Source organism: Agromyces cavernae, from assembly GCF_021044935.1.
GTDB classification, from domain to species: domain Bacteria; phylum Actinomycetota; class Actinomycetes; order Actinomycetales; family Microbacteriaceae; genus Agromyces; species Agromyces cavernae.
The window spans coordinates 288,109-301,530 of the sequence record NZ_JAJNMP010000003.1; the positions used below are offsets into that span (position 1 = coordinate 288,109).

12 protein-coding genes are annotated in these 13,422 nt (G+C 70.1%); 9 read left to right on the forward strand and 3 right to left on the reverse strand.

Translation table 11 applies throughout. The annotated features are described in order from the left end of the window. Nucleotides 1-4: 4 nt before the first annotated feature. On the reverse strand, nt 5-436 hold the full coding sequence (locus tag LQ757_RS12695) for a MarR family winged helix-turn-helix transcriptional regulator (RefSeq protein WP_231047615.1): 432 nt from the start codon (nt 434-436) through the stop codon (nt 5-7). A 94-nt stretch (nt 437-530) separates the two neighbouring features. Between LQ757_RS12695 and LQ757_RS12700 the strand changes: the two genes are divergently transcribed. Beyond that, entirely contained in the window at nt 531-1,184 is a 654-nt protein-coding gene (locus tag LQ757_RS12700; RefSeq protein ID WP_231047616.1) for an FMN-dependent NADH-azoreductase, read from the forward strand. 36 nt (nt 1,185-1,220) lie between these two features. On the opposite strand, the gene LQ757_RS12705 is transcribed toward LQ757_RS12700, so the two are convergent. Next, nucleotides 1,221-1,904, reverse strand: a complete 684-nt coding sequence (locus LQ757_RS12705; protein WP_231047617.1) for a TetR/AcrR family transcriptional regulator — start codon at nt 1,902-1,904, stop codon at nt 1,221-1,223. Nucleotides 1,905-1,997: 93 nt separating this feature from the next. On the opposite strand from LQ757_RS12705, the gene LQ757_RS12710 reads away from it, so the two are divergent. The 6 genes from LQ757_RS12710 to LQ757_RS12735 all read left to right on the forward strand — a co-directional run bounded on the left by LQ757_RS12710 (nt 1,998) and on the right by LQ757_RS12735 (nt 10,689). Beyond that, nucleotides 1,998-2,813, forward strand: a complete 816-nt coding sequence (locus LQ757_RS12710) for an alpha/beta fold hydrolase (RefSeq protein ID WP_231047618.1) — start codon at nt 1,998-2,000, stop codon at nt 2,811-2,813. A 161-nt stretch (nt 2,814-2,974) separates the two neighbouring features. Next, nucleotides 2,975-3,568, forward strand: coding sequence for an NADPH-dependent FMN reductase (locus tag LQ757_RS12715; protein WP_231047619.1), 594 nt, complete (start codon nt 2,975-2,977; stop codon nt 3,566-3,568). Between the two features lie 164 nt (nt 3,569-3,732). Next, a complete protein-coding gene (locus LQ757_RS12720) occupies nt 3,733-4,305 on the forward strand; it encodes a GNAT family N-acetyltransferase (RefSeq protein WP_231047620.1) in 573 nt (190 codons plus the stop codon). Between the two features lie 104 nt (nt 4,306-4,409). Continuing rightward, on the forward strand, nt 4,410-7,253 hold the full coding sequence (locus tag LQ757_RS12725) for an MMPL family transporter (RefSeq protein ID WP_231047621.1): 2,844 nt from the start codon (nt 4,410-4,412) through the stop codon (nt 7,251-7,253). Nucleotide 7,254: 1 nt separating this feature from the next. After that, nucleotides 7,255-9,177 (forward strand): YhgE/Pip domain-containing protein, encoded by a 1,923-nt coding sequence (locus LQ757_RS12730; protein WP_231047622.1) that lies wholly within the window; start codon nt 7,255-7,257, stop codon nt 9,175-9,177. A gap of 192 nt (nt 9,178-9,369) precedes the next feature. Next, entirely contained in the window at nt 9,370-10,689 is a 1,320-nt protein-coding gene (locus LQ757_RS12735; RefSeq protein WP_231047623.1) for an MFS transporter, read from the forward strand. 329 nt (nt 10,690-11,018) lie between these two features. Here LQ757_RS12735 and LQ757_RS12740 read toward each other — a convergent pair whose 3' ends face one another. Further along, on the reverse strand, nt 11,019-11,525 hold the full coding sequence (locus LQ757_RS12740; RefSeq protein WP_231047624.1) for a MarR family winged helix-turn-helix transcriptional regulator: 507 nt from the start codon (nt 11,523-11,525) through the stop codon (nt 11,019-11,021). Nucleotides 11,526-11,565: 40 nt separating this feature from the next. On the opposite strand from LQ757_RS12740, the gene merB reads away from it, so the two are divergent. Then, entirely contained in the window at nt 11,566-12,261 is a 696-nt protein-coding gene (gene merB / locus LQ757_RS12745; protein WP_231047625.1) for an organomercurial lyase, read from the forward strand. 159 nt (nt 12,262-12,420) lie between these two features. Next, complete coding sequence (locus tag LQ757_RS12750) at nt 12,421-13,407, forward strand: hypothetical protein (protein WP_231047626.1); 987 nt, start codon at nt 12,421-12,423, stop codon at nt 13,405-13,407. The last annotated feature ends 15 nt before the right edge of the window (nt 13,408-13,422 follow it).

Genomic DNA, 13,422 nt, shown 5'->3' on the forward strand with positions numbered 1-13,422 from the left:
GCGGCTACGGCGCGATGTCGGCGAGCAGCGCCTGGAGCCCATCGGCGACATCCGCGAGGACGTCGCCGTCGACGGCCTCGAACTCCCGCTCGATCGCGGGAAGGTAGACGCGGGCCGCCGCGAGGAACCTGCGACGCCCCTCGGTCGTGAGCACGGCGTATGCCGAGCGTCGGTCGCCGGGATTCGGCTCGCGAGCAACGAGACCGGCGCCGACCATCTCGTCGACGAGCCGGCTCACGCGGGTACGGCTGAGCACCACGCGTTCGGCCAGCTGCCCCATGGTGAGACGACCGCCGCCGTCGCGGAGCTCGAGCAACACGTCGTACCAGGTGAGCGGCATGCCGCCGTGGCGGGTGACCGCGAGGTCGAGTCGCGGAAGCAACGCCGCATGCAGTCGCAGCACGGCCTCCCACGTGCGTTCGGCGTCGGTCGGCATGCGTTGATCGTATCGCAATTGTGTGCGTGCGCACGTACATGCTATCGTCGGCTCAGAATATATGTGCGTCTGCACGCAATGAAAGGACCAGCGCATGACCACACTCCTGCACATCTCCGCGTCACCCCGCGGCGAGGCATCCGAGTCGCTCGCCATCGCCCGCACGTTCATCGATGCCTTCAACGCGGCCGGTCCCACGACCACCGTCGACGAGTGGGACCTGTGGGACGGCTCGCTCCCCTCATTCGGCCCCGACGGCGCGGGCGCGAAGATGCGCATCTTCGCCGGCGAGCAGCCGGTCGGCCCCCAGGAAACGGAATGGCATCGGGCCCGCCTCGCGTTCGAGCGGTTCGCCGCCGCCGACCTCTACCTCTTCAGCCTGCCGATGTGGAACGGGGGCATTCCCTACATCGCCAAGCAGTTCATCGACGTCGTCAGCCAGCCCGGCATGGTGTTCGGCTTCGATCCCGAAGTCGGCTACACGGGCCTGCTCAGCGGGCGCCGCGCAGCTGTCGTCTACACGAGCGCGGTGTACGGCGACGATCGTCCGTCGTCGTTCGGCAGCGATTTCCAGCGGCCGTACTTCCACGACTGGCTGAACTGGGCGGGCATCACGGATGTCTCGTCCGTCACGTTCCGGCCGAACCTCGCCATCGCCGATGCCGAACCCGGCCGGCGGGCCGCGCACGACGAAGCCCGTCGGATCGGCGCCGAGTTCGGCCGGGACGCGATGCGCCTCGCGTCCTGACCGCCTCCCCGGCCGTCGCCTCAGAGGAACAGATGCTCAGCGGGCGCCGTAGGCGGCGAGGAACACCCGCACCGCCGCGCGCACGTGCTCGGTGCGCTCGGGCGCGGTCGGGATGGCCGAGTCGCCGAGCAGCATGGCGCGGTTCACCGGTTCGCCCATCACGAGCCAGTTGAATGCGGTGGCCGCCGCGGTCGCGTCGTCGACGTGCAGCAGGTCGCGTTCCGCCAGACGCTCGAACATCGCCGCCAGCATGCCGACGGCCCGCTTCGGGCCGTGCTCGTACAGCGCCTCGGCGAGGTCGGGGAACCGGCCGACCTCGCCGATCACGAGACGCCGCAGCTGCAGCAGCTTCGGCGTCATCACGACGTCGAGCTGCCGATCGGCGTAGGCCTCGAGGAATTCGACGAGGTCGTCGCCGTCGGCAGGGTCGGCGATGTCGTGGTGCACGCGGTCGCCGGCGGCATCGGTCATCGAGGTGACCAGCTCGACGAACAGCGCCTCTTTACTGCCGAAGTGCTTGTAGACGGTCTGCTTCGACACGCGCGACCGCGCGGCGAGCTCGTCCATGTTCGTGCCGAGGTAGCCGCCTGCGAGGAACATCTCTTCGGCGGCGGCGAGGATCGCGCGGTGCTTGCGCTCGGAGCGCCCGATCGGCTCCGCGCCTGCGTCACCAACCGTCACCACGTCGGGAGGCGTCGCCGCCACGACTCGATCACCCATCGCGAACCCCTCGTCGTTGACACCCAGTACTGATCAGTCTAGTCTGCTCGGAACGGAACTATACGGTCTAGTTTGATCAGAAGGGACACGACGATGACCGACTACCTCACCACCGCCCACGGCGACCGCGTCGCCTACGACCTCCGCGGCGACGGCCCCGCCCTGGTCTTCGTCGCCGGCGCCGGGCCGTACCGGGCGATCGACCCGTGGACCACCGAGACGGCCGAGCTCGCGGCCCGCGCCGGCATCCGCACGCTCGTGTACGACCGACTCGGCCGTGGCGAGAGCCCGGCCGCCGGGCGACTCGATCTCGACCGCGAACTTGCCGTGCTCGAGGCGCTCATCGAGCTCGCCGGAGGCAGCGCGGTGCTCTGCGGGCACTCCTCGGGCTGCTCGATCAGCCTCGCCGCGGCGGCCCGCGGCCTGCCCGTCACAGGCCTCGTGCTCTGGGAGGCGCCCTTCGGCCCGCACGGCGGACCGGCGCGGGAGTGGGCCGCCGAGGTCGAGCGCCGCATCGACGCCGGCGACCTCGAGGGCGCGCTCGAGCACTACATGAAGGACATGCCGCCCGAGTGGCTCGAGGGGGCTCGGCAGTCGCCCGAGTATCCCGAGTACGTCGCTCAGGTCGTGAGCTACCGCGCCGACGGCGAGTCGCTCGCCTGGGTCGAATCCGCGCCGATGGCCGAGCTCTTCCGCGACATCCGCGTGCCTGTCGAGGTGCTCCTCGGCGACGAGACGTTCCCCGAGCTCTTCGACGCCGCACGCGCGATCACGGCCGCCATCCCGGGTGCAACCTGGAAGCAGGTGCCCGGCGCCGACCACTCGTGGGAGCCGGCATCGATGGCGCGCGAGTTGGTCGAGTTCGTGACCGCAGCGGCGGCGCTGCCGACGCGCCGCGGCGGCGCCTGACGCAGCACGGATGCCCCAGGGCGGGCCGGCGGGCAGGGCGCGCGAGCCCGAACCTGTGAATTGCATGAGATTGCATACATCCGCTTCGTTGTCTCGACAACTATTGTGCGATAGTTGACGCGTCACCGACTCGGTGATCGGTTCTCATGAAAGGGTTCTCAGTGTCTGACCTCAAGATCGGCATCATCGTCGGAAGCACTCGTCCCGGCCGTCTCGGCCCGCTCGTCGGAGAGTGGGTGCAGCGCAACGCGAAGGCTCAGGGCGTGTCGTTCGAGCTCGTCGACCTGCACGACTTCAAGCTGCCGATGCTCGAGGAGCCCTTCCCCGCAGGAGCGGGCAACTACCAGGGCCCCGGTGCCAACGCGTGGGCGCACAAGGTCGCCGAGTTCGACGGCTTCATCTTCGTCACCGCCGAGTACAACCACTCGATCCCCGCTGCGCTCAAGAACGCACTCGACTATGTCAGCGCCGAGTGGAACAACAAGGCCGCGGGCATCGTGAGCTACGGCTCGATGGGCGGCGTGCGCGCCGGCGAGCACCTGCGCCAGGTGTTCGGCGAGCTGCAGATCGCCGACGTCCGCCAGCACGTCATGTTCTCGCTGTTCACCGACTTCGAGGGTGCGATGTCGGGCAACCCGACCTTCACCCCCGCCGCGCAGAAGGCCGACGAGCTGCAGACCCAGGTCGACCAGGTCGTCGCCTGGGCCGACGCGCTGCGCTCGGTTCGCGAGGGCGTCGAGCAGATCGCCGCGTAGCCGGGTTGGAACGGATGCCCCTGCCGGTCGGCGGGGGCATCCGTCTACGTTCGCATGATCGTGTCGGGAGAGCTATGGGCACGGATGTCGGAAACGCACCCCCGGAGTGTGATCGTGAGCTCGAGTGCGTTGGCGGTGTCGGAGGCCGGTGGCAGGGTGGGTGTATGGCGATCGAGGTGCGCCCGGCGACGGTGTTCGCCGACGTGAAGGCGATGGTGGGGCCCAAGCGGCCCGACGCGAACGTGTGCTGGTGCCTGAGCTACCGCGTCCCGTCGAAAGAGAACCTCGCCCTCAAGGGCACCGAGCGGGGCGACCGGGTTCGCGAGCTCATCGCGCAAGACCCGCCACCCGGTGTCATCGCGTACGACGGCGACGAGGTCGTCGGATGGGCGGGCGTGCATCCGCGGGCCGACACGAGCTTCGCGACGAACCGCAGGATCCCGCACGTCGACGACCTCGACGTCTGGTCGGTGTGGTGCATCCGCGTGCGGCCGGGGCATCGCGGCGAGGGCATTTCGCACCACCTGCTGGCCGGCGCCGTCGAGTTCGCCCGCGACCACGGTGCGCCGGCGATCGAGGGCTATCCCCTCGACAACCGTGGCGAGAAGATCGATCTCACCATGGCCTACGTCGGCACGCGCGCACTGTTCGAGAAGGCGGGGTTCACGAAGGCCGCCGCCACCGATTCGGTGCTCAACGGCTTCCCGCGCGTCCTCATGCGGCTCGACCTGCGCTGATGTTCACGCGCACCGGCGCGGTTGCCGCGGTCGGAGCACGGTCCTAACCTGAGAGGCACCAGTCCGCCGGACTGCCCTTCGAGACTGCATCTGATCGGGTCGCGATGTCTTCCGCCCTCTACGCCCTCGGCCGATGGGCGTTCCGGGCGCGCCGACGCGTGCTCGTGCTGTGGATCGTCGCGCTCGCCGTGCTGTTCGCCGGCGTCGGCCTGCTGAGCGAGGGCACCGACAACACCTACAGCATTCCCGGCACCGAGTCGCAGGACGCCCTCGATGCGCTCGCACGAACCTTCCCCCAGGTCAGCGGCACCTCGGCGCAGCTGATCGCGGTGGCGCCAGAGGGCGGCGACGTCACCGAGGCCGCCTTCGAAAGCGCGGTCGAGGATGCGATCACCGCGATCACCGCGATTCCGCAGGTGACGTCGGCCGCCTCGCCGTACGAGTCGACTCCGAGCGCGAACCTCAGCCCCGACGGTTCGGCCGCACTCGTGCCGATCCAGCTGTCGGTCGGCACCACCGCGGTGCTGCCGTCGACTTCCGAGGCCCTGCAGGCGGCCGGCGCGGCGCTCGAAGCCGCGCTGCCTGAGGGGTCGCAGGTGTCGGTCGGCGGCCAACTGTTCTCGCAGAGCGCGACGGGCATCAGCATCACCGAACTGCTCGGCATCGTGATCGCGTACTTCGTGCTGCTCGTCGCCTTCGCGTCGTTCGTCGCCGCCGGGCTGCCGCTCATCACGGCGCTGCTCGGCGTCGGGGCATCCCTCTCGGTCGTCCTCATCGGTACGCGGTTCCTCACGATCACGTCGACCACTCCCCTGCTCGCGCTCATGCTGGGACTCGCGGTCGGCATCGACTACGCGCTGTTCATCATCTCGCGGCACCAAGACCAGTTGAAGCGGGGAATCGAGCCCGAGGAGTCGGCCGCGCAAGCGGTCGCGACGTCGGGGTCGGCAGTGGTGTTCGCGGCGATCACGGTGATCATCGCGCTCGTCGGTCTGAGCGTCGCGGGAATCCCGTTCCTCTCGATCATGGGCATCGCCGCGGCGCTCGCGGTCGCCGTCGCCGTGCTCATCTCGATCACGCTCACCCCGGCCCTCCTGGGGTTCGCGGGGTGGCGGGTCGTCGCGAAACGGCACCGTCCGGGCGTGCCCGTCGAGACAGAGCGGGCGGATGTCCCTGCCGAGGCCGAGGCAGGCACCGAGGTCGCGACGGGCGCCGAGTCCGGCCCCGAGGCGCCCGACGCCGATGAATCCGACCCGTCCGACCCCGAGGCATCCGACGACCCGCGCCCCGGACGGTTCTTCCTCGGCTGGGTGCGTGCGGTCACCAGGTGGCCGATCGTCACGGTGGTCGTGATCGTCGCACTGCTCGCCCTTGCGGCGGTTCCGGCTGCGGGGCTGCGGCTGACGCTGCCCGACGCCGGCACCCTCGAGGAGGGCACTCCCGGTCGCGTCACGTACGACCTCATCGCGGACCACTTCGGGCCGGGGTTCAACGGCCCGCTCATCGTCACGGGCTCGGTGATCGAGAGCACCGATCCCGTCGGGCTCATGGACGACCTCGGTGCCGAGATCGCCGATGTGCGCGGGGTTGCGTCGGTGCCGCTGTCGACCCCGAACGAGACCGGCGACACGGGCATCGTGCAGGTCATCCCCGACGGCGCACCCGACTCGGAGCAGACCAAGCAGCTTGTGTCGACGCTGCGGTCGATGCACGACGTGTTCGAGCGGGAATACGGCGTCGATCTCTCGGTGACGGGATATACCGCTGCCGGCATAGACATCTCCGACCGCCTGGCAGGGGCGCTCCTGCCGTTCGGCCTGCTCGTCGTGGGGCTCTCGCTCGTGCTGCTCGCGATGGTGTTCCGCTCGATCGTCGTACCGGTCACCGCAGCACTCGGCTACGCGCTGTCGATCGGCGCGGCCTTCGGGCTGACCGCCCTCGTATTCGTCCATGGAGTGGGCGCCGACGCGCTCAACGTGGCGAGTGTCGGCTCGGTGATCAGCTTCATGCCGATCATCCTCATGGGCGTGCTGTTCGGGCTCGCGATGGACTACGAGGTGTTCCTCGTGAGCCGCATGCGCGAGGACTTCGTGCACCACGGCGAATCGCGCCGGGCGGTCGAACAGGGCTTCGTGGGCTCCGCCCGAGTCGTGACCGCCGCGGCGATCATCATGTTCTCGGTGTTCGCGGCGTTCGTGCCCGAGGGCGACGCGTCGATCCAGCCGATCGCGTTCGGGCTCGCGGTGGGCGTCGCGATCGATGCGTTCCTGGTGCGGATGACCCTGATCCCGGCGGTGCTCGTGCTGTTCGGGGCCGGGGCGTGGTGGATTCCTTCGTGGCTCGACCGTGCGCTGCCTCGATTCGACATCGAGGGAGAAGCGCTCGCGGCCGAGTTCGAGCTCGCCGAGTGGCCGTCGCCCGACGCGACGTTCGCGATCGCAGCCGAGGGTGTGCGCGTCGGAGGCGACGGTGCCGGGATCGCCCCGATCGATGCGATGGTCGGCGTCGGCGAGGCGCTCGTCGTGCACGGCGGCTCCCCGATCGACCGATCCTCGCTGCTGCTCGCGCTCGGTGGCCGAGCGGCCGTGACCGCCGGGCGGTTGAAGGTCGACGGGCTGGTGGTCCCGGCGCGGGCGTCGACCGTGCGCACCCGCACCGCGTACGTCCGACTCGAGCACGCATCGACCGCGCGCGAGGCGATCCACGACGGGCTCGCGAGCGGCGCCCGCATCGTCCAGATCGATGCGGCCGACGGCATCGACGTCACGGCCGCGGCCCGCGACATCCGCTCGCTCCTCTCGGCCGCGCGCGACGCGACCGGGCTCACGATCGTCGTCGCCGCCGGTGACGAGTCGAGCGCGCGCGCTCTGGTGCCGGAGGAAGCGGTCGTGCACACGCTGACGCTCGCCTCGGCGACGAGGGCGCGGGCGATGGCGGGGGTGAGGTGACGTGCGGGCGGCCGGAACGTTCGCGGCGACGGCGGGCTCCCGACACCTCGGATGGCTCGTCGTCGCGGGCCTGCTCGCGGTGCCGCTGCTCGTCGGCGGCGTCCTCAGCTGGGCACTCGCGACGCCGACGGCGCACCTCGACCGGGTGACGGCCGCGATCGTCAACGACGACGAGCCCGTCACGGTCGACGGGCAGACGGTGCCGCTCGGTCGGCAGTTCGCCGCCGGGCTCATCGCCGGCACCGCCGGCTCGGATCCGGGGAGCGCGAGCGCCGCCGCCGACGGCACGAGCCCCACGGATGCCACACCCGACGGCACGCCCGCTGCGTCGAACTTCGACTGGGTGCTCACGAACGACGACGAGGCATCCGCCGGCCTGAGCGCCGGGCGGTACGCGGCCGTCGTCACGATCCCGCCGACGTTCTCGGCCGCGGCGACCTCGATCGGCGGGCCTGCGGCCGCCGCGCATCAGGCCGTGATCGAGATCGAGACCACGCCGTCGTCGGCGTTCCTCGACCCCGCGCTGACCGACGCGGTCACCGCCGCGGCGACCGCGTCGCTCAACCAGCAGCTGATCTCGCAGTACCTCGGCAACGTCTACGCCGGCTTCAACACGATCAACGAGCAGATCGGCGAGGCCGCCGACGGAGCCGCGAGCCTGTCGACCGGTGCCGCGTCGGTCGCCGACGGTGCGCAGCAGCTGGCCACCGGCACCGACCAGCTCGTCGACGGCCTCACGGCACTCGACTCGGGTGCCGACGCGCTGGCCGCCGGCACCGCACAGCTCGCGACCGCGGCACAGCCGCTGCCGGGCGAGGCCGCCGAACTGGCACGGGGCTCCGCCGCGATCGCCACGGTCGTGGATGCCGTGACCGCCGCGCTCGATCGGGCGACCGACGAGTTCGCCGCGACGGTCGCCCAGGTCTGCCAGACGCCCGGCCGCGTGTGTGATCGTGCCACGGCGGCACTCACCCGCCTGCAGGCCGTCGACGCCCAGGTCGATCGGCTCGCCACGGTCGCCGACCGGGTCGCGACGGGCAACGCCGAGCTCGCCGCCGCGATGGGGCCGCTCATCGCCGGCATCGACGAGTCGGCGACCGGTGCCGGTGACGTCGCCGCCGGTGCCGACCAGGCGACGAGCGGCGCCGAGTCGCTGAACGCGGGAGCACAGAACCTCGCCGACGGTGCCGCGCAGGTCGACGCCGGGGCATCGCAACTCGCCAACGGGCTCACGTCGGCGGTCGAGCAGATTCCGACCTACTCCGACGACGACATCACCACGCTCTCGTCTGTCGTCTCGCAGCCCGTGCTCGCCGATCAGAACACGATCGCACCGGGATTCCAGTCCGTGCCGCTGTTCACGATCGTGGCGCTCTGGTTCGGTGGGCTCGTCATCGCCCTGGCCCGCCGCGCCGTACCGACCCGCATGCTGCTCACGGCGGCCCCGACCGGGGTCATCGTCGGAGGGTCGGTGCGGTGGACGGCGGCGCTCGGCGCCGGCCAAGGCCTCGTGGTCGCCGTCGCGCTGCTGTTCGGGGTGAGCATCGGACCGCTCGCCTGGCTCGGATTCACGGGGGCGAGCCTCGTCATCGGCGCCGCGTTCGCCCTCGTCAACCAGGGGCTGGCCGCCGCGTTCGGTGGAGTCGGGCGGCTGATCGCGGTGCTCATCGGCCTCGTGGCCCTGACCGCGGGCCTCACCTCGACGGTGCCTCCGGTGATCGAGTCGATCGCCGGGGCCCTGCCTACGTCGCCGGCGCACGACCTGTTGCTCGCCTCGCTCACCGGCAACGCGTCGGCCGTCGGGCCGGCGCTCGCGTGGCTCGCACTCGCGGCGGTGCTCGGCATCGGGCTCGTCGCCCTCGGCGTCGCGACCCGCCGCCGGCCGCGGCCACACGAGCTCACCGACGCGACCGACGCGGTGTGATCGCCGCCAGGCGAGGCGCTCACCGCTCGGCGCAGCGATGCCACCGCTCGTCGCACCATCCCTTCCGCTCGGCGCCGTACTGCGATATTTTCGACTACCTGACCGAACGATCGGTTGGTCAGGCAACCCGAAGCGCCCCACCCCGCGCTCCCCTCCCCCTACATGACCCAACGCCAGAACAACGGAGTTCGCATGACGTCTACCGTCCCCGAAACACAGTCGACCGGCCGCATGCCCCTCGAAGAGCGCAAGGTGCTCGCCAGCACGCTCGTCGGCACATCCATCGAGTGGTACGACTTCTTCATCTATGCGCAGGCGGCCGGCCTCGTGCTCGCACCACTCTTCCTCGCCCCTGTGGCCGAGTCCAATCCCGGTCTCGCACAGGTGCTCGCGTTCGCCACCATCGGCATCTCGTTCCTCTTCCGCCCGCTCGGCGCAGTGGTGGCCGGCTACCTCGGCGACAAGCTCGGTCGCAAGAAGATGCTGGTGTTCACCCTCATCCTGATGGGGCTGTCGACCTCGCTCATCGGACTACTGCCGACCTATGCCGCCATCGGCATCGCCGCTCCGATCCTGCTGATCCTGCTCCGCATCCTGCAGGGCTTTTCGGCGGGCGGCGAGTGGGGTGGCGCCGCGCTGATGGCCGTCGAGCATGCACCCACGGCCCGGCGCGGCTACTTCGGCGCCTTCCCCCAGATCGGCGTGCCGGTCGGCATGATCCTCGCGACTTCCACCTTGTGGATGCTCACGTCGTCGATGTCGCCCGAGGCGTTCATGGAGTGGGGTTGGCGCATCCCGTTCCTGCTTTCGATCGTGCTCATCGCCGTCGGCTACGTGATCCGCCGCGCGGTCGAAGAGAGCCCGGTCTTCAAAGACCTGCAGCGTCGCAAGCAGGAGTCATCGGCGCCGCTGCGCCAGCTCTTCCGCCACAACACCAAGTCGGTCATCCTCACCGCGGTCATCTTCATCGGCAACAACGCGGCCGGGTATCTGCTGATCGCGTTCTTCGCCACCTACGCCGTCACCGTGCTCGGCATGGACCGCCCGACCGTCTTGCTCGCGACGACACTCGCGTCATTCGGCTGGCTCGTCTTCACCCTCTGGGGCGGTCGCATCTCAGACCGGCTCGGCCGCGTGCGCACGTTCCAGATCGGCTACGGGTTCCTCGCGCTGTGGGCGGTGCCGATGTGGTTCCTGATCGACACGGGCGACATCGTCTGGTACTTCGTGGCGCTCTTCGTCATGACGTTCGGCCTCGGCCTGTCCTACGGCCCGCAGGCGTCGCTCTACGCCGAGATGTTCCCGGCGAACGTGCGCTACTCGGGCGTCTCGATCGGTTACGCGCTCGGCGCCATCCTCGGCGGTGCGTTCGCCCCCATGATCGCCGAGGCGCTCATGGGCGCCACCGGCCAGTCGTGGACGATCGGCGTCTACATCGCGGTGGCCGCGCTCGTCTCGCTCGCCGGCGTCTCGCTGGTGAAAGAGACGAAGGGCGTCGACCTGCACGCATAGCAGTGCATCGCGGCTTCGCCGCATCGAAGAAGGTAGCGGATGCGTCATCCGCTACCTTCTTCGTCTCGCCGGGCTGCCGTCGGGGGGGCAGGCATCGAAGCAACTCGAGGTTTTCTCATCTGGATCTCCCGCGACGCGCGAACCATCGGTATCGTTGAGGGGTCGAACGAGCCTCGGTCAGTCGCGGGGTAAGAGCGGGAAACCGGGTTTCAGACGACCTCCGGGTAGCGTCAAGCAGAGCGCGACTGGTCCCACCCGCCACCGACCCCAACTGATTCGCCGCGACCACACGGCGCGGCGATTCGAGGGGACGCGTGTGCGGGCATCGGCTAGTCGGGATCCTGCACGAGGCGACGAAGCAGGCGAACGAGCGTGGCTTGCTCTTCGCGCGTCAGGCCGCGCAGCTCGTTGCCCTCGCGTTCGGCAAGCTGACGCATCGCGTCATCGACGTACGACGCGCCCTCAGGGGTGAGCCGCACGAGGACACTGCGACCGTCGCGAGGATTCGGTCGCCGGTCGACGAACCCCCGCCGCGACAGGTTGTCGAGACGATTGGTCATCGCGGCGCTGCCGATCATGGTGGCCTCGATCAGCTGTGCGGGATTGAGCTCGTGCGGCGGCTCCTCGCGGCGCAGGGCCGCGAGCACATCGAACTCCCATGCAGCCAGGCCGGCAGACTTGAAGGCGTCGGCGCGCAGCCGGGCGAGCCGGTTCGCGGCACGCCGCAGGCGCGACATGACGTCGAGCGGCGTCAGGTCGACGTCGGGCAACCTGCGCGACCAGGCATCGATGAGCAGGTCGACTTCGTCGTCGCGCTCACTCGCCGTCGGGGACATACATCGAACGTACCGCGACTCATCGGCGTAGCCTTCACCCATGGACGCTGACACGGGCGAACCGACGCAGGCCGACATCGAGCGGGTTCGGGTCGAGGTCTATCGAAGCTACGCCGAGCAGGGACATCCGCCATCTCGTGCCGCGATCGAAGCGGCGACGCGACTGTCGCCCGCAGAGGTCGAGCACGCACTCGCCACCCTCGCCGAAACCCGTCACGTCGTGCTCGACGACGACGGCCGCATCATCATGGCGCACCCGTTCGCGAGCATCGACCTGCACTTCTCGGTGAAGGGCGAGCACACGCTCTGGTGGGGCGGATGCGCGTGGGACGCGTTCGCGATCCCGCACCTGGTGCCGGGCGAAGACGAGGTGCTCGTGGCGACGACGTGTGCGGCGTGCGGCACTCCCCACGCGTACGTCGTCGGCACGGTCGAGCCTCCCGCAGGCGACGAGGTGGCGCACTTCCTCGTTCCGGCAGCGCACTCCTGGGACGACGTCGTGCACACGTGCTCGAATCAGCGCATCTTCTGCAGCGAGCGCTGCGTCGACGACTGGCTCGCGTCCACGGGCAACGAACGCGGGTCGGTCTTCGATCTCGCGACCCTCTGGCGACTCGCGGCGCACTGGTACGAGGGTCGGCTCGACTCGCCCTACGTGCGACGGGAGCCGTCGGCGGCGCGGGCGTACTTCGCGGAGGTCGGCCTCACGGGCGCGTTCTGGGGGCTGGAGGCGTAGCGCGTTCGACAGGGTCGATCACACTCCGCGCGCAGCCGACCCGCGGCCCCCACGCCCGCGCCGTTTGACCTCCTCCGGAAAGGGGAGGAACCTTGTGTCGAGGGGTGAGCACCGAAGTGTCGACCGACGTCGACGCGGCGCCGAAGCAGGGGGTGCTTCGTGGCTACCGATTCCGCACAAGCCGAAGCAGTTCCGTGGTACCTGCGCGGCAAGACGATGATCATCGGGGCAGGAGCCGTCGCGGCAGCAGCCCTGGCCATCTTCGGGCTCTGGGACCGCCTGTTCCCGCCGGATCTCGCGGACGTGGCGACGGTGGAGTCGATCGACCTGATCCGCGCGTCATCGCTGCACGACTTCACCTCGATCGGCAGGGAGTTCCCGCTCGCGCCGAGCAGCGGCGATGCCTCAGGCGGGCCGAGCATCGAGCTCACCGCCGTCATGGTCCCGACGCCGGCCGCGCCGCAGGAGTCGCCCGTCGACCCGCTGCTCCCGCCGCCGATCGACGCTCCCGTCGCTCCCGACGCGCCCGCCGATCCGATCGAAGCTCCGACCGACGATCCCGGCCCCACTCCCGACCCCGACCCGGCGACGGAGCCGCCGACCCCGGCACCCTCGCCGACCGCCTCGGGCACGATGATCGATCCGCAGCGCTACCTGCCGTCGGATGAGTACCTGTCGACGATGACGTCGGACCCGGAGCTCGATGAGTACATTCCCGGAGACGTCTCGAAGCTGGCGGCCTTCCAGATCCAGCCCACCGACACCGAAGGCGGGGAGGAACTGCCCCCTGATGAGCTGGCGAGCAGGCTGAGCGAGGCGCTCAGCGTCGTCGAGGCGGCGGCGGTCGACGGGAAGGCCGACCCGCAGGGTTGGACCATCGCCGTGAGCCTCAGGCTCGGGGGCCTCGAAGGCGTCCCCCTCCTGCTGACCTGGTCGCTCGACGGCGGCGAGGTACCGGTGACGTGGAGCGCCGACAACGTCGCCTACCGCGTCGTACCCGACACCCCTGACGACACGGGCAGTGCTGAGATCTGGGTGCCCGACCTGCAGGCGCCGGGCGACTACCGCGTGAACGTCAAGATCTACCGCGAATCCGATCTCTCGCCGATCGCGCACGGCACGCCGTTGGCGATCCCGAACGAGTAGCGCCGGCCCGAGTGC